The following is a 20,924-nucleotide window of genomic DNA, read 5'->3' as shown; positions in this document are numbered from 1 at the left end:
TCTCTTGAGGAAAGGCGCCGCGTCAGGCGGTCGCCAGCTTCAGTGCTTCGTCGAGCGAAGCCGGATCGAACACCGATGCGCCGACCAGGTTGCCGTCGATGCGCTTGGTCAGGCCTGCCAGCACCTTGCCCGGACCGCACTCGATCACGTGCGTGACGCCCGTGCCCGCAATGTGCTGCACGCATTCGACCCAACGCACCGGGCCTGCGGCCTGGCGCACCAGCGCGTCCTTGATCGCGGCCGGATCGCTGACCACCGCGACGTCGATGTTGTTGACGACAGGAATCTGCGGCGCCTTCACGTCGACGTTCGCGAGATAGTCGCGCAGCTGGTCCGACGCCGGCTTGAGCAGCGACGAATGGAACGGCGCCGACACGGGCAGCGGCAGCGCGCGCTTCGCGCCCTTCGCCTTGGCGATCTCGCAGGCCTTCTCGACGGCCGCCTTCGCGCCCGCGATCACGACCTGCGCCGGCGCGTTGAAGTTCACGGCTTCGACGACGCCCGCTTGCGCGGCTTCGGCACACACCGCGCGCACCGTGTCGTCATCGAGACCGAGGATCGCGGCCATGCCGCCCTCGCCGACCGGCACGGCGGTCTGCATCGCCTGTGCGCGGAAACGCACGAGCGGCACCGCATCCTTGAACGCGATCGCGCCCGCGGCGACGAGCGCCGTGTATTCGCCGAGGCTATGGCCTGCGACGATCGACGGCGCCGGGCCACCGGCCTGCTGCCATGCGCGGTAGCACGCGTAGGCAGCCGTCAGCATCACGGGCTGCGTGTTGGTGGTCAGATTCAGTTCTTCGGCCGGGCCTTCGGCGATCAGCTTGCCGAGATCCTGATTGAGTGCATCGGATGCTTCCTGGAGCGTCTCGCGCACGACAGCCAGATCGGCGAATGCGTTGAGCATGCCGACCGACTGCGAGCCCTGCCCCGGAAAAACGAATGCAAATTTCATATCGTCCCCAATTGAATCGATTCGGACGGCGCGCGCGAACGGCGCGCCGGTTCGGGATCCGCGCGCAGCAATTGCGCGCCGCGGATCAGTAGCGGAAGACGGATGCGCCCCACGTGAAGCCGCCGCCGACGCCTTCGATCAGCACGTGCTGACCGCGCTGGATGCGGCCGTCGCGCACCGCGGCGTCGAGCGCCAGCGGGATCGAGGCAGCCGACGTGTTGCCGTGCTGATCGACCGTCACGACCATGCGCTCCTGCGGCAGGCCGAGCTTGCGGCAGGTGCTGGTCATGATGCGGATGTTGGCCTGATGCGGAATCAGCCAGTCGATCTGCTCGGGCGCGAGATTCGCCTTGGCGAGCGCCTCGATCGCAACCTTTTCGAGTACGTTGACCGCGAGCTTGAACACGGCCTGCCCGTCCATGTACAGGAACGCGCTGCCGTCGATCACGCCGCGATTGACGTTGCCCGGCGTGCAGAGGATGTTCGAATAGCTGCCGTCCGCGTGCAGCGCGCTGCCGAGCACGCCTGGCTCTTCCGATGCGGACAGGATCACCGCGCCCGCGCCATCGCCGAACAGCACGCAGGTCGTGCGGTCCTTGAAGTCGAGAATGCGCGAGAACGTCTCCGCGCCAACGATGAGCGCCGTGCGGTGCTGGCCGCTGCGGATGAAGCTGTCAGCCGTCGCCATCGCATAGGCGAAGCCCGAGCAAACGGCCTGCACGTCGAATGCCGCGCCGCCGTTCTTGATGCCGAGCTTGTTCTGCAGCAGGCACGCCGTGCTGGGGAACACGAAATCGGGGGTCGAAGTCGCGACGATGATCAGGTCGATCGATTGCGGATCGATGTCGGCCGCCTCGATCGCACGGCGCGACGCTTCGAGCGCGAGATCGCTCGTCGTGACGTCCGGCGCGGCAAAGTGACGCGCATGGATGCCGGTGCGCGCAACAATCCACTCATCGCTCGTCTCAATGCCTTCCTTCGCGAGACGATCGGCGAGCTGCTGGTTCGTGACGCGGTCGGGCGGCAGGTAGCTGCCCGTGCCGAGCACGCGGGAATAGAGAGTCGATTGGGCCATTTATGCTTTAGAGGATTGCGCAGCGGAAGGTTCGGCGTGATGGCCTGCGGCCGGGCTCGTCTGGCCCGCGCCGCTCGCGTCGTGTTCGCCATCGCCGAGTGACACCGAATTGTCTGCCATCGCGCGCGTAAGGCGCTCCAGCACGCCGTTTTTGACGGCATCATACCCGCGTTTGATCGCCCACTCAAACGCGTAGGCATCGGCCGAACCGTGGCTTTTGATCACGAGGCTCTTCAGCCCCAGCAGCGCCGCGCCGTTGTACTGGCGGTGATCGACGCGCTTCTTGAAGCGCATCAGCACCGGCAGCGCGAGCAGCGCCATCAGCTTCGACATCAGCGAACGGCCGAACTCCTCACGGATGATGTCCGACAGCATCTGTGCGAGCCCTTCGGACGTCTTCAGCGCGACGTTGCCGACGAAGCCATCGCAGACGATCACGTCGACCGTACCCTTGTAGATGTCATTGCCTTCGACGTTGCCGCGGAAATTCAGCGTGCTGGCGCGCAGCAGTTCGCCTGCGCGCTTGATCGTCTCGTTGCCCTTGATGACCTCTTCGCCGATGTTCAGCAGGCCGATCGTCGGACGCTCCTTGCCTTCGAGCGCGGCAACGAGCGCATGCCCCATCTCCGCGAACTGCAGCAGGTGCTGCGGCTCGCAGTCGACGTTCGCGCCGAGGTCCAGCATCATCGTGTAGCCGGTCGGGTTCGGCAGCGCGAACGCGATCGCAGGCCGCTCGATGCCGGGCAGCGTCTTGAGCACATAACGGGAAACGGCCATCAGCGCGCCGGTGTTGCCGGCGGAGATACAGGCCTGGGCCGCGCCTTCCTTGACGTGGTTGAGCGCGACACGCATCGAAGAATCCTTCTTCTTGCGCAGCGCCACTTCGACAGGGTCGTCCATCGCCACGACTTCGGTGGCAGGCACGATGGTCAGCGCGGGATCGTCGAGGGCTTTCAGCTTTTTCAGCTGAGCGCGGATCGCGCTGTCGATGCCGACGAGCATCAGGTGCGCATCGGGATGCGCGCGGACGAACTTGACTGCCGCGGGAACGGTCACGGACGGGCCGTGGTCGCCTCCCATGCAATCGATTGTGAGCTTTACGGTCATGGAATGCGACGAATTTCAGGCACAAAAAAGCGGCAGTTGAATGCCGCCTTTTTGTTGAGCCAGGAAAGTGTCAAGCGAACCAGTTGTCACGCGAACGGCGATCGTAGCGCGCAACGCGTGACTTGACGCTTAGTCGTTCTTCGTCTTGACGACTTTCTTGCCGCGATAGTAGCCGTTCGGGCTGACGTGGTGACGCAGGTGCACTTCACCCGTGCTCGGCTCGACTGCCAGCGGCGCTGCCGTCAGGAAATCGTGCGAACGATGCATGCCGCGCTTCGACGGCGACTTCTTGTTTTGCTGGACTGCCATGACTAACTCCTAAATAATTTTCCGGATTCTAACACAGCCCGATCCGGCGCTTAACTACCCTGGCCCAAAGCCCTTACGCCTTCCCGCGCCACAACTGCTTAGTGTTTCTTGCCGCCGTCCCCGCCCTTCTTCAGCGCTTCCAGCGCCGCGAACGGATTCGGCCGTTTGCCTTCGTCCTCGTCTTCGACGGACTCGTCGTCCGCGTCTTCCGAAGGACCGCTCGCACCCGACACGAGGCTTTCGTGAACTGCCGGGCAAACCTCGTGCTTGGGCACGAGCGGCAACGAAAGCAGCAACTCCTCTTCGATCAAGTCGACGAGATCGAACTGGCGTGAGCCCACGATCACATCGGCTTCATCGTCGTCGAGCGGAAATTCTTCAGCTTCTTCTTCGGTCGCAACGATCCGGTACGTCATGTCGACGTCGAACGTCTGGTCGTACGGGGTCATGCAGCGCTGGCACGTGAGCCACGCATGGCCGTGCACCGCGAGGCGCAGATACGGCTGCTGCCCATCGGCGCCGTCGTCCTGCAACTCCTTCTGGGTGAACCCTTCGGCCTGCCACGTGAAGACCGTGTCGCGATCGGGCGCGTCCACCGGCACTTCGTTCAGCATGCGCGGCAGCTGCGACAAGCGCACGGCACCCGCTGCCTGCCGCCCGCTGCGGGCGAATTCGAACAGGTCGACTGCGTGCGGATCAAGCGACGCCGCAGGTTTGCCAGAAGAAGTGTTCATGTTGCGCTCCTGCCTACAGGCTGACTTGCGGGATCCGGCTTGCTGGCGCCGCACACGTGCGCGATCTACGCCGCGTACGATTACGTACTTTACTTCCGAAGACCCGGCAGGCGCCACCACAGCGAAAGCCTGCCGACGAAAAGCGGGAAAGCATACCTGTTTTACCTTTTACGGTCAATCACTTATGCTTGCGCCCTCGCAACACCGCGCCACACCTGACGACTCATCGACCCAACCGACCATGCCGGATACCGTTTGCCGCCCGCCGCGGCTGATTCTCGCCTCCAGTTCCCGATACCGCCGCGCGCTGCTTGAGCGCCTCGGCCTGCCGTTCGACGCCATGTCGCCCGACCTCGACGAAACCCCGCTCGCAGGCGAAACGCCGGCCGCGACCGCGCTGCGCCTCGCCGGCGCGAAGGCGCGCGCGGTCGCCGCGACGATCGATGCGCCGGACGGCGTGCTCGTGATCGGGTCGGACCAGGTCGCGACGTTCGACGGCCGCCAGATCGGCAAGCCTGGCACGCACGAGCGCGCGCTCGCGCAGCTCCTGTCGATGCAGGGCCGCGACGTCGAATTCCATAGTGCGCTCAGCCTGTATGACAGCCGCACGGGCGAAACCTGGAGCGAGGACGTCGTCACGCACGTGCGCTTCCGCTCGCTGCCCGAAGCCGAGCTCGACGCGTACCTGCGCGCGGAAACGCCGTACGACGTCGCCGGGAGCGCGAAGTCCGAGGGGCTCGGCATCGCGCTGCTGGATGCCATCGACTCCGACGACCCGACGGCGCTCGTCGGCCTGCCGCTGATCGCGCTCACGCGGATGCTGCGCGACGCGGGCTATCCGCTCTTTGCCACCCACGGAGACCGCGCATGACCGCCGGCACGCTCTATCTCGTCCCGAACACCCTCGGCGAAGGCGACGCATCGATGCTCGCCGCCGTGTTGCCCGCGGCCGTGCAGGCCCGCGCCGGCACGCTTGGCTATTACATCGGCGAAAACGCGAAAACGACCCGCGCGTTCCTGAAGAAGATCGGCACGACGAGGCCGATCCAGGACATCGAGATCCGGGAACTGAACGTCAATACGCCGGCCGGCGAGATCGACCGGCTGCTGGCGCCGGTGCTGGCAGGCGCGGATGCCGGGCTCGTGTCCGAGGCCGGCTGCCCCGCCGTTGCCGATCCTGGCGCACTGCTGGTCCGCCGCGCGCACGAGCGCGGCGTGAAGGTCGTGCCGCTCGTCGGGCCGAGTTCGATCCTGCTCGCGCTGATGGCCTCGGGCCTGAACGGTCAGAGCTTCGCGTTCAACGGTTACCTGCCGGTCGATGCAGCCGCGCGCGCGAAACGCCTGCGCGAACTCGAGCAGTTGTCGCGCAAAGCGCGCCAGACGCAGATCTTCATCGAGACGCCGTACCGGAACCACGCGATGCTCGACACGCTCGTCGCGACCTGCGCGCCGTCGACGCAGATCTGCGTCGCGGCCGACCTGACCCTCGAGACGGAGACGATCGCCAGCCGCTCGGTGGCCGATTGGAAAAAGGCGCCAGCGCCGAATCTGCACAAGCGCCCCGCCATCTTCCTGCTGCTCGCGAACTGAGGTCGGCACCGGAAGCGCCCTCGCGGCCACGGGGCGCACTGCCCCATCGCCGCGGCGCCGGCCGGCCGCCGCTCAGCGCAGGCTGAACGACGTGCCGCCCGCGGTCAGCGCTTTCATCGCGGCACCGCCAACCGCCGCGCCGAACTTGCGCGCAACGCGATTCGTCAGGCTTTCCTTCACCGTGTAGTCGACGAGATCCGGCGCCTTCAGCACATCGCGGGCGACCGTGTCGGTCGTGCCGTAGCCGTCGGCGAGCCCGAGTTCGACGCTCTTCTCGCCGGTCCAGAACAGGCCCGAGAACATGTCGGGCGTTTCGTGCAGCCGCTTGCCTCGGCCATCCTTCACGGCCTTGATGAACTGCGCATGGACCTGGTCGAGCAACGCCTGCGCATGGGCATCCATCTTGGGCGTCTCGGGCGAGAACGGGTCGTAGAAACCCTTGTTTTCGCCCGACGTGTGCAGCCGACGATCGACGCCGAGCTTGCCCATCAGGCCCGTGAAGCCGAACCCGTCCATCAGCACGCCGATCGAGCCCACGATGCTCGCCTTGTCGACGAAGATCTTGTCGGCGGCGGACGCAATGTAATAGCCGCCCGACGCGCACATGTCGGTCACGACGACGTACAACGGCTTGTCCGGATACTTCGTGCGGAGCCGGCGGATCTCGTCGTAGACCATCCCCGCCTGCACCGGACTGCCGCCCGGGCTGTTGATCCGCAACACGACGCCGGCCGTGCCGCTGTCGTCGAAAGCGGCATCCAGCGCCGTATTGATGTCGTCGGCATTCGCGTTGGTGCCCGCCGCGATTTCGCCGTCGATCGTCACGAGCGCCGTATGGCGCCCGCTCGACGAGAACTTCGAGTCGCTCGAAAAATCGATCAGCGCGAACGCGAGCAGCACGAATACGCCGAGGAACGCGAAGCGGAAGAAAATCTTCCAGCGCCGCGCGGCGCGCTGCTCCTTGACGGCCGCCAGCGCGATCCGCTCGAGCGCGGCACGCTCCCAGTTCGGTTCGCGGCTGTCGGGACGGGACGAGGAATCGGGGATGTTCGGTTGGTCGGCCATGCAGTAATGTCTTCAGTCGGTCGTGGCGGAAGGAGGCGCGGAGGCGGGCCCCAGGTCGGCATCCGGCACCCAGAATACCGCACGCCCGTCGGGCGTGTCGCGCTCGTCGACTTCGACTGGCCGCAGGCGGCCGCCGCGGCACGGGCCGCCGACACACTTGCCGGTATCCGGTGCGTAGATCGCGCCGTGCGTCGCGCACATCAGGTACAGACCCGACGACTCGAAAAACTGCCCTTCGGCCCAGTCGAGCTCCATCGGCACGTGCGCGCAGCGGTTCAGGTAGCCGTACGCACGACCTTCGTAGCGCACGAAGAACACGACCGCCTGCTCGCCGCGCAGCGACGCGTCGACGCGCACGCCCGCGCCGCCGTCGGCCAGCGCGTCCGAGGCGCACACGCGCACCGCTTCCGGCGCCGTGCTCATGCGTGCTCCCGCAGCCACGCCGCGAGCGCGCCGACGTCCGGCGCGACGAAGCGCGGCGTCAGCGCGGCCAGCGCGTCGGCCGTGTGCGCGCCGTAGGAGACCCCGATGCCGGCAGCCCCGGCACTGGCAGCCATCTGCAGGTCGTGCGTGGTGTCGCCGATCATCACGGTGCGCGCAAGATTCTGCCCCAATTCACGGGACAGTTCGTGCAGCATCGCCGGGTGCGGCTTCGAGAACGTCTCGTCCGCGCAACGCGTCGCATCGAACAGGCTCGTAAGCTTCGACTGATCGAGCACGCGGTTCAGCCCGACCCGCCCCTTGCCGGTCGCGACCGCGAGCAGGTAACCCGTGTCGCGCAATTCCGCCAGCAGTTCGCGCACGCCGGCGAACAGTTCGATGCGCTGATCGTCCAGCAAGTAGTGATAGCGGTACCGTTCGGCCAGTCGCGGATAGTCGGACGGATCGAGGCTCGGCGCCGTAATCTGCAGCGCATCGCGCAGGCCGAGGCCGATCACGTAGCGGGACGCCTCGTCCGACGGCGTGGGCAGGCCGAGATCGCGGCACGCGGCCTGGATGCTGTGCGCGATGTGCGCAGTCGAATCCATCAGCGTGCCGTCCCAGTCGAAGACGATCAGATCAAATTGCTGTCGGGCCATGCGAGTCAGGCGGTATCGCGCAGAGCGCTGAGTTGATCGAGGAAGCGCCGGCATTCGTCCGGCAGCGGCGCGTCGAACTGCAGCGCCTCGCCGGTCAGCGGATGCGTGAGCTTCAGCCGGTGCGCATGCAGGAACATCCGTTTGAGCGACGGCTGCGCGTTCGCGCGCGCCAGCGCCTTGTTCAGTGCGAAGTCGCCGTACTTGGCGTCGCCGGCGATCGGCAGGCCGAGATGCGCGAGGTGCACGCGGATCTGATGGGTCCGACCCGTTTTCAGTTCCGCTTCGACCAGTGCATAGTCCGGCCAGCGCTCGATCAGGTTGAACACGGTGTGCGACGGCAGGCCGTCGTCCTGCACACGCACTCGCCGTTCGCCTTCCGGGGTCGAATACTTGAACAGCGGCGCCTTCACCGCACGGCGGCGCCCCCAGTCGGGCTGCCATTCACCATGTCCGCACGCGAAATAGCGTTTGTCCATGCGGTTCTCGCGGATCTGCTCGTGCAGGCCGACAAGCGCCGAACGCTTCTTCGCGAGCATCAGGATCCCGGAGGTCTCACGGTCGAGCCGATGCACGAGTTCGAGGAACTTCGCGCGCGGATGCGCCTGGCGCATCTGCTCGATCACGCCGAACGCGACGCCGCTGCCGCCGTGCACGGCGACGCCGGCCGGCTTGTTGATGACGAGCATCGCATCGTCTTCGTACAGCACCTCGAACTGCGCGGGCGGCACGATCGGCGTGTCGGCGCGAGCAAGGTCGACCGCCGCCACGCGCAAGGGCGGCACGCGGACGATGTCGCCGAACGCCAGGCGATACTGGGCATCGACCCGACCCTTGTTCACGCGCACTTCGCCGCTACGCAGGATCCGGTAAATATGGCTTTTGGGCACGCCTTTACAGACGCGCAACAGGAAGTTGTCGATCCGCTGACCGGCCGAGTTTTCGTCGATCTGGATCATCGATACCTGGCCGCTTGCGACTGAATTCTGGGATATTTTGCCTAACTCATTCATACTGAATATAATTTTGCCCAGCCTGACGTTGAGGGTGGCCTGACAGGCCGGCTCCGACGGAATCGGGCAAGGCGCAAGCGCAAACTGCTATTTTACTTGCGCCGGGGGTCTGCTGCTCGCCCCTAATCAAAGAGATGCAGCAAGTTGCACGCACGGCGCCGCCCGTCGGCAAGGATCGCGCCCACAGGCGGATTCGGTCGGCAAGGCGCCGCGGTAACGGAAAGTTGGTTGAAAAGAATTTGATCGGCAGCCCGGCGGCGTGAAGTACGCCCGCAGGCTGCCGGTTGCGAAAATTACGGCGTTGCGCCCGATTTGGCCCCGCGAAGCGTGCGGGGCTTGGCGACGTCAAACCAGGGAAGTACACCCCAGGCGGGAAAGTCGGGCTGGATTCGATACTCCCCGCTGCGGCCCAAGCCGCAGCATCTGCCGCCCGTCGGCGCGCGCGACGCATTGCGCGCGCCCCGTGGCAGTGCCCCGGTCTCAGGCTTAGCGCGCTTTCGCAGCGTGCGGTGTGTGGACGCCGTGCTTTGAAGCCGTGTTCGCAGGTGCCCTTTGGCCGCCGGCCCCATGTTTCGGGCCCAAGCGCCTCTTCAGGCAATTCTCCCCGCCATCCTTCCCGCTCCAGCGTGCTCGTGACAACACAACAAGGTGCGGCCTGCCGTCGTTCCCGCCCTCGCGACTGACAACCGCGAGGCGCCGGCAGCAGAGCCGCCTGGAGTCGTTCATGAAACGCATGCTGTTCAATGCGACGCAGCAGGAGGAGCTGCGCGTCGCCATCGTCGATGGGCAAAAGCTCATCGACATCGACATCGAAACGGCCGGGCGCGAACAGCGCAAAGGCAATATCTACAAAGGTGTCGTGACCCGCATCGAGCCGTCGCTCGAAGCGTGCTTCGTCAACTACGGCGAAGACCGCCACGGCTTCCTGCCGTTCAAGGAAGTCGCCCGCCAGTACTTCAAGGAAGGCATCGACATGCGCTCCGCGCGCATCCAGGATGCCCTGCGCGAAGGCCAGGAGCTGATCGTCCAGGTCGAGAAGGAGGAGCGCGGCAACAAGGGCGCCGCCCTCACGACCTTCATCTCGCTCGCCGGCCGCTACCTCGTGCTGATGCCGAACAACCCGCGCGGCGGCGGCGTGTCGCGCCGGATCGAGGGCGACGAACGGCAGGAACTGCGCGAAACCATGGCGCAGCTGCAGATTCCGGACGGCATGAGCATGATTGCCCGCACCGCGGGCATCGGCCGCAGCGCCGAGGAACTGCAGTGGGACCTGAACTATCTGCTGCAGCTGTGGCGCGCGATCGAAGCGGCATCGCAAAGCGGCAACGCCGGCCAGCCGATGCTGATCTATTTGGAATCGAGCCTCGTGATCCGCGCGATCCGGGATTATTTCCAGCCCGATATCGGCGAAATCCTGATCGACACGACCGAGATCTACGATCAGGCCCGTGCGTTCATGGACATCGTGATGCCGGACAACGTGTCGAAGGTGAAGCGCTACCACGACGACGTGCCGCTCTTCTCGCGCTTCCAGATCGAGCACCAGATCGAGACCGCGTACTCGCGCACGGTGCCGCTGCCGTCGGGCGGCGCGATCGTGATCGACCACACCGAAGCGCTCGTCGCGATCGACGTGAACTCGGCGCGTGCGACCAAGGGTGCGGACATCGAGGAAACGGCGACCCGCACGAACCTCGAAGCGGCGGACGAAGTGGCCCGCCAGCTGCGCCTGCGCGACCTCGGCGGCCTGATCGTGATCGACTTCATCGACATGGAGTCGGCGAAGAGCCAGCGCGAAGTCGAGCAACGCCTGAAGGACGCGCTCAAGCACGACCGTGCGCGCGTGCAGATGGGCAAGATCTCCCGCTTCGGCCTGATGGAACTGTCGCGCCAGCGCCTGCGTCCGGCCCTGTCGGAAGGCAGCCATGTGACGTGCCCGCGCTGTAACGGCACCGGCCACATCCGCGATACCGAATCGTCCGCGCTGCAGGTCCTGCGGATCATTCAGGAAGAAGCGATGAAGGAAAACACCGCGGCGATCCACTGCCAGGTGCCGGTCGAGGTGACCGCCTTCCTGCTCAATGAAAAGCGTCAGGAAATCAACAAGATCGAGTCGCGCTTCAAGGTCGGCATCGTGCTGATCCCGAACAAGCACCTCGATACGCCGCACTACAAGCTCGAGCGCCTGCGCCATGACGACGCGCGCCTCGACGATCCGCGTGCGTCCTGGAAGATGGCGGAGGAAGCCGCCCGCGAACTGGAGTCGGAAACCGGCTACAGCAAGCGTGCGGCCGACGTGAAGCCGAAGCAGGAAGCCGCGGTCAAGGGCATCACGCCCGAGCGTCCGGCACCGAGCCCGGCACCGCAGCGCCCGGTCGAGCCGGTTGCGGCGCCCGCACCGGTCGCCGCGGCGAGCGGCGGCTTCATCGGCTGGCTGAAGGGTCTGTTCGGCATGTCGCCGGCTCCGGCGCCCGCGCCGGTCGCACCGGCACCGGCAAAGGAACAGGCCGCCCGTCCGGCCCGCGAGCGGACCGAGAAGACCGAGCAGCGCGGCGGCGATCGCAACCGCAACCGTCGTGGCGGCGCCCAGCAGGCTCAGGGCGGCCGCGACCAGGCAGCGGCAGGCCGTGGCCAGTCGCAACGCCAGGAACGGGAAGGCAAGGAAGCGCGCGAGCCGCGTGAACCGCGCGAGGGTCGCGAACCGCGTGAAGGCCGCGAGCCGCGCGAAAGCCGTGAGGGTCGCGAAGGTCGCGAGGGCCGTGGTCCGCGCGAAGGCCGCGAACCGCGTGAGGGCCGTGAGCCGCGTGAACCGCGCGAGAACCGCGAACCGCGCGAGCGCACCGAGCAGCCGGAAACCGTCGAGGCAGCCGGCCGCGGCGAGCGCCAGGAACGCGGCGAACGTCGCGAGCGCGGCGAGCGCCGCAAGCCGACGCAACATGCAGCGACGCTCGAAACCGTCACCCGAGGCGAGAACCATCCGGAAACGGAAACGGACCAGGCCGCAGCCGCCCTGCCGGGCGCCGATGTCGCAGCCGACGCGGAAGCCGGTGCACGTGACGGCGAGGAACGTCGCCGCCGCCGCCGCGGTCGCCGTGGCGGCCGCCGCGAGCGCGAGGACGAAGGCGCAGTCGTCGACCACGCCGAGCAACGCGCGGACGACGAAGCCGCCGTGCAGGCCGTGACGACGGAAGCGCCGAGCGCTGCCGAGCCGGCTCATACGGCCGCACCGGTCGCGGTGGCAGCCGTCGCCGCTGCCGGCGCAGCCGTTGCCGAAGCAGCCGCACCGGTCGCAGCCGAGCCGCAACCGGCACCGGTTCGCGTCGAAGCGACGCCGGTCGCGCCGCTCGAGCCCGCCGTCGTCGCACCGGCAGCCGAGTCGGCACCGGTCGCACCGGCCGCTGCTCCGGAAGCCGGCCCGGCTCCGGTCGCGGTTTCGCCGACCGATGCGTTCGAAGTGCCGGCCGCGCCGGCTGCCGTCGAAGCGCCGCAGTCCGCGCCCGTCGAACAGGCCGCACCGGCACCGGTCGTCGCAGCCGAAGCGGCTCCGTCCGCCGTCGAACCGACTCACGTCGAACCGGCGCGCGTCGAAACTGCACCGGTCGAAGCCGTTGCCGCGCCGGCTCCGGCACCCGTGCAACCGGCCGCCGCGCCAGCTTCGGCGAGCCTTGATGCCGTGCTGGAACAAGCCGGTCTCGTGTGGGTGAACACCGACGCCGACAAGTTCCGCGCTGCCCAGGAAGCTGCGTCGCGCCTGCCGCGCGCTGTCCGCGTTCCGCGCGAGCGCAAGGCGCTGCCGCCGGTCGACACGACCCCGATGCAGCAGGTCGAAACGTCGCAACATTAAGCGGCGCATCGCCCGACCAGGAAAAGCCCGCCTCCGGCGGGCTTTTCCATTTCCGCGCTGCGGGTTTCCGCCCTCCGGCCCGAGCAGCCGCTTGCGGCTAGAATAGAAGCTTGGCTCGCACTTCTTTGAACATGTCCCGACGCATCATTCCTCTCGCCGACGTCAGCGGGATGCCGGATATCTCCGGCGTCGCGCATACCCCTGACGGCGCCTTGGCCGACACGTTCGCCAGGCCGCTGCGCGACCTGCGCATCTCGGTGACGGATCGCTGCAACTTCCGTTGCGTGTACTGCATGCCACGAGACGTGTTCGACAAGAACTACCCGTTCCTGCCGCACAGCGCACTGCTCACGCACGAGGAGATCGAGCGCGTGGCGCGGCTGTTCGTCGCACACGGCGTCGAAAAGATCCGGATCACCGGCGGCGAACCACTGCTGCGCAAGAATCTCGAATTCCTGATCGAGCGCCTCGCGCGCCTGACGACCCATGACGGCCGCCCGCTCGACCTGACGCTGACCACCAATGGCTCGCTGCTCGCGCGCAAGGCGCGCGCGCTGAAGGACGCCGGCCTCACGCGCGTGACGGTCAGCCTCGACGCGCTCGACGATACGCTGTTCAAGCGCATGAACGACGCCGACTTCGCGAGCGCGGACGTGCTCGACGGGATCTTCGCAGCACAGGCCGCGGGCCTCGCGCCGGTCAAGGTCAACATGGTCGTGAAGCGCGGCACCAACGACAGCGAAATCCTGCCGATGGCCGAGCGCTTCCGCGGCACCGGCGTGATCCTGCGTTTCATCGAATACATGGACGTCGGCACGTCGAACGGCTGGAACATGACCGAAGTGCTGCCGTCCGCAGACGTCGTCGCACGGATCGCCGAACGGTTCCCGCTCGTGCCGCTCGAGCCGCACACGGCGGCGGAAACCGCGCAGCGCTGGGGCTATGCGGACGGCAGCGGCGAAATCGGCGTGATTTCGAGCGTCACGCAGGCATTCTGCGGCGACTGCACGCGCGCGCGGTTGTCGACCGAAGGCAAGCTGTACCTGTGCCTGTTCGCGTCGACGGGCCATGACCTGCGCGCCCTGGTGCGCGGCGGCGCGAGCGACGCCGAGATCGCGACCGCGATCGCCCGGACCTGGCAGGCTCGCACCGACCGCTATTCGCAACTGCGCGGCAGCGCGGCCGCCGACGCGGCACACGACGGCGCCGGCAAGCGCGTCGAAATGTCGTACATCGGCGGCTGACGCGGTTCCGCCGCCCCGATTTCCCGCGATGTCCGCCTCCGCCTCGCCTCCCGTCACCGGCCTGCTGCTCGCGGGCGGCCGCGCGACGCGCATGGATGGCGCCGACAAGGGCCTGCAACTGCTCGACGGTACGCCGCTTGCGCTGCACGTGCTGCGCCGGCTCTCCCCGCAGGTCGACGAGACGCTGATCAGCGCGAATCGCAACGCCGATCGCTACGCCGAGCTCGGTGCGCCGTTCGACGCGCGCATCGTGCCGGACGAAACACCCGACTTCCCCGGCCCGCTCGCCGGTCTGCTTGCCGGCATGCGCGCGGCGCGCGCACCGCTCGTCGCGTGCTCGCCGTGCGATACGCCCTATTTGCCGACCGACCTCGTCGCGCGGCTGCGCGCGGCACTCGACGCGCATCAGGCCGACATCGCGATGGCGGTGACCGTCGACGCGCAACAGGCACGTTCCCCGCAGCCGACGTTCGCCCTGCTGCGCACGTCGCTCGCCAACGATCTCGCGGCCGGGCTCGCGGCTGGCGAGCGCAAGGTGCGTGCGTGGTACGCACGCCACAAGACGGTCGAAGTCGAGTTTTGCGACGAGCGTGCGTTTTACAATGCCAACTCTTGGCAGGAACTTGCCGCGCTTGCCCGCCGCTGACGGCGCCGGCATCCGTTCCTGCCCGCCGCATGCGCCTTCGCGCTCCGGCGCCCTGCGCGCGCCACCGGCCACGAACCCGATACGCCTTGCGGCGCAGTCAGACTGATGATCACGCAATCCTCGCCCGCCTCCCGAACCGCACCCGATTCCGCTGCCCCGTTGTCGCTCGCCGACGCGCAGGCGCTCGCGTGCCGGTTCGCGGCGCCGGTCGGCGCGTGCGACAAGGTGCCGCTGCACGACGCCCTCGACCGAGTGCTCGCAGCCGACGTGAATGCGCCGTTCGACATTCCCGCGTACGACAACTCGGCGATGGACGGCTATGCATTCGACGGCAGCGCATACGCGACTGCATCGGCCGCCGACATCGCGCTGACCGTCGCCGGTACGGCATTGGCCGGCCATCCGTTCGATGGAGCCGTAGCGCCCGGTGCGTGCATCCGCATCATGACCGGCGCGCAGATGCCGACCGGATGCGACACGGTCATCCCGCAGGAACACGTGCGCATCGACGGCGACGTCATCCGCTTCGCGGCGCGCGACATCACGCGCGGCGCAAACTGCCGCCGGGCCGGCGAGGATCTGGCTCGCGGCGCCCGCGCGCTGGCCGCCGGCCGCATCCTGCGCCCGTCCGATCTTGGCTTGCTCGCATCGTTCGGACTGGGCGAAATCACGGTGCGTCGCCGCGTGCGCGTCGCCGTGTTCTCGACCGGCGACGAACTGCGCGAACCCGGCGAGCCGCCCACCCGCGGCACGCTGTATGACAGCAATCGCGCGATGCTGGTCGCGATGCTCGAAAGGCTGCATATCGACGCGCTCGATCTCGGAATCGTCCGCGACGATCCGGCGGCGCTCGAACGCGCGCTGCGCGATGCCGCCGCCGCACAGGCCGACGCGGTGATCACGTCGGGCGGTGTGTCGGTCGGCGAAGCCGATTTCACGCGCGACGTGATGGCGCGGCTGGGCGACGTAACCTTCGCGAGCCTCGCGCTGCGGCCCGGCCGGCCGCTCGCGTGCGGCACGCTCGCGCGTGACGGCGGCGCCGGCCACGTGCTGTTCTTCGGGTTGCCCGGCAATCCGGTCGCCTCAGCCGTGACGTTCCATGCGATCGTGCGCCCCGCGCTGCTGACGCTGGCCGGCGCGCATGTACCGCCGCCGGCGATGTATACGGCACGCAGCACGCAGGCACTGAAAAAGCGCCCGGGCCGTACCGAATACCTGCGCGCCATCGCGACGCGCGACGCTGACGGCCAGTGGCTTGCCGCGCCGGCCGGTTCGCAGAGTTCCGCATCGCTGAGCGGCCTTGCGGCCGCCAACTGTTTCATCGTCCTGGGCCACGATTGCGCGACAGTCGACGCGGGCGCCCCGGTCGACATCCTGCCGCTCGACGGCTTGATCTGAATTCCAATCGGTATATCTCTACGGGGGCAATCCGCACATGAAGAAACAAATCTCGTCGATCGCCGCGGGGCAGACCGCGAAGGCACTGATCCTCGTCTACCTGACGTTCAGCGTGCCGATCGTGCTGCTCGGCATCCTGGTCGCGTACATCCGCTACGGGATGGTCGAACTGAGCACGATCCTGAGCGCGCTGCTGCTGAACGCGATCCTCGGTTTCGTCCTGCTGTGGATCGCCTGCCACGCGTACAACTGGGTCGCGTCGCGCTTCGGCGGCATCGAGATCGTGCTGTCCGATCCGCCGGAGGAGGCGTGAGCGTCACGCCGCTGATCCGCGCCGCCGACACGCGCGACGTGGGCGCGATCCTCGCGCTGATGCGCGAGCTGGCCGAATTCGAGAAGCTCACGCACCTGTTCGTCGCGAGCGATGCCGATCTGGCCGACGCGCTGTTCGGCGAGCGCCCCGCCGCCGAAGCGCTGGTGGCCGAGCGCGACGGTGCGATCGTCGCGTATGCGCTGTTCTTTCACAATTATTCGACGTTCCTCGGTCGGCGCGGCCTGTATCTCGAGGATCTGTACGTGCAGCCGTCGCAGCGCGGCACGGGCCTCGGCACCGCGATGCTGCAGCACCTCGCGGCACTCGCCGTCGAGCGCCGTTGCGCCCGCTTCGAATGGTCGGTGCTCGACTGGAACCAGCCGGCGATCGACTTCTACGAGAAGATGGGCGCGACCGTGCTGCCGGAATGGCGCATCGTGCGCGTCACCGGAGATGCGCTGAACACGCTCGCCACACGTTGAACGTCGACCGGCCAAACCGGTCGCTGCTGCAAAAGAAAACGGGCGCCACGGCGCCCGTTTTTCGTTCCAGCCGGTTTCGGCTGTACACATGATGCGTCATGCATCGTCAGCATCGGCACCGTCGGCGACTTCCGCGCCGAGCAGCCCGGCCGCCGTCTCACCCGGCAACGCCTCGACCTGCTTCAGCTTGCGGTTCATCACGCGGGTGCGCTGCTCGGCGGCCTCGATCGAGCGCGTGACCGTTTCGAGCTGCGCCTTCGTGCGCGCCAGCACGTCACCGAACTTGCCGAATTCGGTCTTCACCGCACCGAGCACCTGCCACACCTCGCTCGAGCGCTGCTCGATCGCGAGCGTGCGGAAACCCATCTGCAGGCTGTTCAGCAGCGCGGTGAGCGTCGTCGGCCCGGCCACCGTCACGCGATAGTCGCGCTGCAGCAGGTCGGTCAGCCCCGGACGGCGCAGGATCTCCGCATAGAGCCCCTCGGTCGGCAGGAACAGCAGCGCGAAATCGGTCGTATGCGGCGGTGCGACGTACTTCTCGGCGATCGTGCGCGCTTCCATCCGCACGCGCGCCTCGAGCGCACGCGCCGCGTCCTCGACCGCCACCGAATCGGCGCGCTCCTGCGCGTCGATCAGCCGCTCGTAGTCCTCGCGCGGGAATTTCGCGTCGATCGGCAGCCACACCGGCGGCGCATCGCGCGTGCCGGCTTCGCGCCCCGGCAGCCGGATCGCGAACTCGACGCGTTCGCTGCTCTTCGGCACCGTCGCGACGTTCTTCGCGTACTGATCGGGCGTGAGCATTTGCTCGAGCAAGGCCTCGAGCTGCACCTCGCCCCAAGTGCCGCGCGTCTTCACGTTGGTCAGCACCTTCTTCAGGTCCCCAACGCCGGCCGCGAGCGTCTGCATCTCGCCGAGCCCGCGATGTACCTGCTCGAGACGGTCCGACACGAGCTTGAACGATTCGCCGAGCCGCTGTTCGAGCGTCGCATGCAGCTTCTCGTCGACGGTGCGGCGCATCTCCTCAAGCTTCGCCGCATTGTTCGTCTCGATTTCCTTCAGCCGCTGCTCCAGCGTCGCACGCACTTCCCCGATCCGGCGATCATTGGCCTCGGTCAGCTGCGTGAGCTGCCGGTTCAGCGTGTCGCCGAACAGCCGCAGCGCAACCGTCTGCTCTTCGCGCGCCTGCTGCGCCTGGCGCTGCACGCTCTCGCGCATCGCGTCGAACTGCTGCGCGTTGCCCGCAACGAGCTTGCCCAGCTGTTGCGCGAAACCCTCGATCTGATTGTTCTGCACGGTCGCGATGCTCGTCAGCTGGGTCGCGAGCGTCTGCTGAAGTTGCGAGAAACTGCCAGCCAGCTCGGTACGCGAGCCGCGCGCGTTCTCGACGATCTCGCCGCGCAGCTCGCGCTCGAGCCGCTCCACGGCAAGCGCCTGCGCGTGCGCGGCGTCCTCGATCTGGTCGCCAAGCACGGCCGCATCGTCATGGCGTCCGCCGCCCCGCACGAGCGCGACGATCGCCACGGCGAGCGCAACGGCCAGCACGACGACCGCCGCCAGCAACAACATCGTCGTCATGCGCGCCGCTTCCCGATTACGTCAGGGTTGATCGGGTTCGGCGGCTGCCCCGCGCGCGGCCCCTCGCCCAGCGCGGCGATCAGATTGTCGGCCGCGAGGTTCGCCATCGCGCGGCGCGTCTTCTCCGTCGCGCTCGCGATGTGCGGCGTCAGCACGACGTTCGGTACCTCGAGCAGCGCCGGATGGACGCTCGGCTCGCCTTCATAGACGTCGAGGCCGGCCGCGGCGATCGTCCCGTCGCGCAGCGCGGCGGCCAGCGCCGCGTCGTCGACGATGCCGCCGCGCGCGATGTTGGTCAGCGTCGCGGTGGGTTTCATCTTCGCGAGCTCGGCGGCGCCGATCGTGTGATGGTTCTCCTTCGTGTACGGCAGCACGAGCACGACGTGATCGGCGCGCGCCAGCAAGGCATCCTTCGACACGTATTCGGCGTTCAGTTCGGCTTCGATCTCGGGCGCGACCCGCGACCGGTTGTGATAAATCACCTGCATCCCGAAGCCGCGCGCGCGCCGTGCGAGTGCCTGACCGATACGCCCCATGCCGATCACGCCGAGCGTCGAGCCGTGAATGTCGCTGCCGAGGAAACCGTCGTACGCCCACTTCTGCCAGTGCCCGGCGCGCAGCCAGTGCTCGGATTCGGCGATCCGCCGCGCGGCGGCCATCATCAGCGCCCAGCCGAAATCCGCGGTCGATTCGTTCAGCACGTCGGGCGTGTTGGTGCCGAGCACGTTGGCGGCGTTGAACGCGGCCATGTCGAAATTGTTGTAGCCGACCGCCATGTTCGACACGACGCGCAGGCGGGGCGCCGCCGCGAGCGCGGCCGCGCCGACCGGGTCGCCCGCCGTCAGCGCACCGTCCTTGTCCGCGAGGCGCGCGGCGAGCGCGTCGGGGGCGAGCGCGTCGCCATTGTTCCAGTCGACTTCAAAATACTGCTCGAGCCGTTCGATCACGTCCGGAAAGATCGGACGTGCGACCAGGATCTTCTGCATCGCCATCTCCGCATGCCGCGGCCGGCACGCGGCACATCGTGCGCCGCCGCAACCGTCCGCGCTTGGTTGAAAATCGTCAGCCTACGCCGGGAAGAAGATCCACGACGTCAGCAGAAATACCGGTACCAGAATCACGAGCGCCCAGCCGAGATAGGCGAAGAAGCTCGGCATCTTCACGCCGCGCGATTCCGCGATCGCCTTCACCATGAAATTCGGCGCATTGCCGATGTAGCTGTTCGCGCCCATGAAGACCGCCCCCGCGGAAATCGCGGCGAGCGTCGTCGCGCCCGTCGTCATCAGCGATTGCGCATCGCCGCCCGCGAGGTTGAAGAACACGAGGTAGGTCGGCGCGTTGTCGAGGAACGACGACAGCAGGCCGGTCGCCCAGAAGTACATCGCGTCGACAGGCTTGCCGTCAGGCCCCGTGACCAGATGGACGATCTGTGCGAACGCGCCGTCCGCACCCGCGCGCAGGATCACGATCACCGGCGCGATCGTCACGAAGATCCCCGCGAACAGCTTCGCGACCTCCTCGATCGGCGCCCAGTTGAACGCGTTGCCTTCGCGCGCCGAGCGCGGCGTCAGCGCGAGCGACGCGAGCGCCACGACGACCAGCGCCGCGTCGCGCACGAGATTCTGCAGCGCGACGTGCGTGCCCCACACGTCGAACGTGACATCCGGCTTCCAGATGCCGCTCATCAGCACGAGGCCGATCACGGCCGCGAGCAGCACGAAGTTGATCTTGCCGTCGATCGTCAGCGCGGCGTCGTCGGGCGTCGGGTCGAGCGCAGCCGGCCGCTCCTCGCCGCCCTTCCGGTAGAAGTACGTGTCGAGCGCGAAGAACAGCGTCAGCAGCACCGCGCAGATGAACAGCATCGGCAGCGCAAGATGCGTGGTCGTCCAGAAGAAGCTCACGCCATTCAGGAAGCCGAGGAACAGCGGCGGATCGCCGAGCGGCGACAGCGAGCCGCCCGCGTTCGCGACGAGGAAGATGAAGAAGATCACGACGTGTACGACGTGCTTGCGGTTATCGTTCGCGCGCAAGAGCGGCCGGATCAGCAGCATCGCGGCGCCGGTCGTGCCCATCACGCTCGCGAGCACCGTGCCGAGCGCGAGGATCGCGGTGTTCAGCTTCGGCGTGCCGTGCAGGTTGCCGTTGACGCAGATGCCGCCGGCGACCGTATAGAGTGCCGTCAACAGCACGATGAACGGAATGTACTCCTCGAGCAGCGCGTGCACGAGCGTGCCGAACGCCGTGCCGGCACCGAACGCGAATGCGAACGGGACCAGAAACACGATCGCCCACGCCGCGGCGATCTTGCCGAAGTGGTGATGCCAGAACACCGGCGCGACGAGCGGGAACATCGCGATGGACAGCAGGATCCCGGCGAACGGGATGCCCCAGAGTGCGGACAGCGTGGCACCGTCGAGCGTGGCGGCCGATGCAAGCGCGGGAACGGCGCCAAGCGCGGCTCCCAACGCCATGCCCGCCCAGGCGGCATGTCGTTTCAT

The 20,924-nt window shown here is 67.5% G+C and carries 20 protein-coding genes; 8 read left to right on the top strand and 12 right to left on the bottom strand.

The window, feature by feature from the left end:
- Positions 1-22: 22 nt before the first annotated feature.
- The 5 genes from fabD to WI26_RS05115 form a co-directional block, all read right to left on the bottom strand.
- Entirely contained in the window at positions 23-955 is a 933-nt protein-coding gene (gene fabD, locus WI26_RS05135; RefSeq protein ID WP_059594485.1) for an ACP S-malonyltransferase, read from the bottom strand.
- 85 nt (positions 956-1,040) lie between these two features.
- Positions 1,041-2,030, bottom strand: a complete 990-nt coding sequence (locus WI26_RS05130) for a beta-ketoacyl-ACP synthase III (protein ID WP_059465189.1) — start codon at positions 2,028-2,030, stop codon at positions 1,041-1,043.
- Positions 2,031-3,137, bottom strand: coding sequence for a phosphate acyltransferase PlsX (plsX, locus tag WI26_RS05125; RefSeq protein WP_069225356.1), 1,107 nt, complete (start codon positions 3,135-3,137; stop codon positions 2,031-2,033).
- A gap of 129 nt (positions 3,138-3,266) precedes the next feature.
- A complete protein-coding gene (gene rpmF, locus WI26_RS05120) occupies positions 3,267-3,446 on the bottom strand; it encodes a 50S ribosomal protein L32 (protein WP_006051932.1) in 180 nt (59 codons plus the stop codon).
- Between the two features lie 98 nt (positions 3,447-3,544).
- Entirely contained in the window at positions 3,545-4,180 is a 636-nt protein-coding gene (locus WI26_RS05115; protein ID WP_069225355.1) for a DUF177 domain-containing protein, read from the bottom strand.
- Between the two features lie 241 nt (positions 4,181-4,421).
- Here WI26_RS05115 and WI26_RS05110 point away from each other — a divergent pair, with 241 nt between their 5' ends.
- Positions 4,422-5,051: a Maf-like protein gene (locus tag WI26_RS05110; protein WP_069225354.1), complete on the top strand. Its 630-nt coding sequence runs from the start codon at positions 4,422-4,424 to the stop codon at positions 5,049-5,051.
- Positions 5,048-5,770 (top strand): SAM-dependent methyltransferase, encoded by a 723-nt coding sequence (locus WI26_RS05105; RefSeq protein ID WP_059465185.1) that lies wholly within the window; start codon positions 5,048-5,050, stop codon positions 5,768-5,770. Before WI26_RS05110 ends, WI26_RS05105 begins: the two co-directional genes overlap by 4 nt.
- Before the next feature lie 72 nt (positions 5,771-5,842).
- On the opposite strand, the gene WI26_RS05100 is transcribed toward WI26_RS05105, so the two are convergent.
- From WI26_RS05100 to WI26_RS05085, 4 genes are read right to left on the bottom strand one after another with little or no spacing between them, the layout of a single operon-like run.
- Complete coding sequence (locus tag WI26_RS05100) at positions 5,843-6,835, bottom strand: S49 family peptidase (RefSeq protein ID WP_059465184.1); 993 nt, start codon at positions 6,833-6,835, stop codon at positions 5,843-5,845.
- A gap of 12 nt (positions 6,836-6,847) precedes the next feature.
- Entirely contained in the window at positions 6,848-7,258 is a 411-nt protein-coding gene (locus tag WI26_RS05095) for a Rieske (2Fe-2S) protein (RefSeq protein WP_059510917.1), read from the bottom strand.
- Entirely contained in the window at positions 7,255-7,914 is a 660-nt protein-coding gene (locus WI26_RS05090; protein ID WP_069225353.1) for an HAD-IA family hydrolase, read from the bottom strand. Before WI26_RS05090 ends, WI26_RS05095 begins: the two co-directional genes overlap by 4 nt.
- Before the next feature lie 5 nt (positions 7,915-7,919).
- Positions 7,920-8,924 (bottom strand): RluA family pseudouridine synthase, encoded by a 1,005-nt coding sequence (locus WI26_RS05085; protein WP_069225352.1) that lies wholly within the window; start codon positions 8,922-8,924, stop codon positions 7,920-7,922.
- A gap of 724 nt (positions 8,925-9,648) precedes the next feature.
- Here WI26_RS05085 and WI26_RS05080 point away from each other — a divergent pair.
- From WI26_RS05080 to WI26_RS05055, 6 genes are all read left to right on the top strand, one after another.
- Complete coding sequence (locus WI26_RS05080; RefSeq protein WP_069225351.1) at positions 9,649-12,768, top strand: Rne/Rng family ribonuclease; 3,120 nt, start codon at positions 9,649-9,651, stop codon at positions 12,766-12,768.
- A gap of 131 nt (positions 12,769-12,899) precedes the next feature.
- A complete protein-coding gene (moaA, locus tag WI26_RS05075; RefSeq protein WP_069225350.1) occupies positions 12,900-14,012 on the top strand; it encodes a GTP 3',8-cyclase MoaA in 1,113 nt (370 codons plus the stop codon).
- Between the two features lie 28 nt (positions 14,013-14,040).
- Complete coding sequence (gene mobA / locus WI26_RS05070; RefSeq protein WP_069225349.1) at positions 14,041-14,658, top strand: molybdenum cofactor guanylyltransferase MobA; 618 nt, start codon at positions 14,041-14,043, stop codon at positions 14,656-14,658.
- Between the two features lie 105 nt (positions 14,659-14,763).
- The gene (gene glp / locus WI26_RS05065) at positions 14,764-16,056 is read left to right on the top strand and encodes a gephyrin-like molybdotransferase Glp (RefSeq protein WP_069225348.1); all 1,293 of its coding nucleotides are present in this window, start codon (positions 14,764-14,766) and stop codon (positions 16,054-16,056) included.
- Positions 16,057-16,093: 37 nt separating this feature from the next.
- Entirely contained in the window at positions 16,094-16,369 is a 276-nt protein-coding gene (locus tag WI26_RS05060; RefSeq protein WP_006476519.1) for a hypothetical protein, read from the top strand.
- Positions 16,366-16,851: a GNAT family N-acetyltransferase gene (locus tag WI26_RS05055; RefSeq protein WP_069225347.1), complete on the top strand. Its 486-nt coding sequence runs from the start codon at positions 16,366-16,368 to the stop codon at positions 16,849-16,851. Before WI26_RS05060 ends, WI26_RS05055 begins: the two co-directional genes overlap by 4 nt.
- Before the next feature lie 96 nt (positions 16,852-16,947).
- On the opposite strand, the gene WI26_RS05050 is transcribed toward WI26_RS05055, so the two are convergent.
- From WI26_RS05050 to WI26_RS05040, 3 genes are all read right to left on the bottom strand, one after another.
- Complete coding sequence (locus WI26_RS05050; protein ID WP_069225346.1) at positions 16,948-18,426, bottom strand: DNA recombination protein RmuC; 1,479 nt, start codon at positions 18,424-18,426, stop codon at positions 16,948-16,950.
- On the bottom strand, positions 18,423-19,412 hold the full coding sequence (locus WI26_RS05045) for a 2-hydroxyacid dehydrogenase (RefSeq protein ID WP_059536492.1): 990 nt from the start codon (positions 19,410-19,412) through the stop codon (positions 18,423-18,425). Before WI26_RS05045 ends, WI26_RS05050 begins: the two co-directional genes overlap by 4 nt.
- A gap of 81 nt (positions 19,413-19,493) precedes the next feature.
- Positions 19,494-20,924, bottom strand: a complete 1,431-nt coding sequence (locus WI26_RS05040) for a sodium:proton antiporter (RefSeq protein ID WP_069225345.1) — start codon at positions 20,922-20,924, stop codon at positions 19,494-19,496.

Origin of the sequence: Burkholderia diffusa (assembly GCF_001718315.1) — a bacterium.
Taxonomy (GTDB): Bacteria; Pseudomonadota; Gammaproteobacteria; order Burkholderiales; family Burkholderiaceae; genus Burkholderia; species Burkholderia diffusa_B.
This window is presented reverse-complemented; position numbering and strand designations above follow the sequence as displayed.